The sequence below is a fragment of the Vibrio sp. 704 genome, assembly GCF_033339295.1.
This window is the reverse complement of record NZ_JAWOUH010000946.1, coordinates 1-534: the sequence shown is the minus strand read 5'-3', so window position 1 is coordinate 534 and position 534 is coordinate 1. Positions and strand designations below refer to the sequence as shown.

General features: G+C 49.4%; 1 protein-coding gene. It reads right to left on the bottom strand.

What is annotated here, in order from left to right:
• Positions 1-534, bottom strand: a 534-nt coding sequence (locus R7R24_RS30030) for an insulinase family protein (RefSeq protein WP_411978854.1), incomplete at both ends; no start/stop codon positions are given.

Here is a 534-nt window from a genome sequence, read left to right as displayed (position 1 = left end):
AACGGAACGTCTCCAGTACTCGTGCGGCACTGATGCGCTCCAGAATGTCTTCTATCACCGTGTCTTTTGCCGTACGGTTGTACTTATCGGTGTTGGTAAAACGCAGCAGGTAAAACGATGAAGGCTCGTGACCATCAGTGACGACCGAGCGCGCTGGCAGCTTATCATTAAATGACACACGATAATCTACAGCTTTACCCGGCTTCATCTTAATTGATGCCACGTATTTGCGTAGAAGTGGCGTAATTTGCTCAGGCTCAACGTCCGCAACAATCACCATTTTGTAACCATGATCGGTTTTAAACAGTTGATCATGCACCGCAAGAATCCGCTCTGGCGTGACGGTATCGGCACCATCACTGCTCAGTAAACGATGACGACTATCCGGCGTGTAAGCGCTGGTGTTCGCTACTTGGATAAGCGTACCCATAGGCGATTCCAAGAAAGCGCTGCGCTCTTGCTTAAACTCTTGTTTCACCGCGGCAAGCTGACGCTCATCAACCTTGATTTCGGTCGAAAGGTTGTACAAGCCAT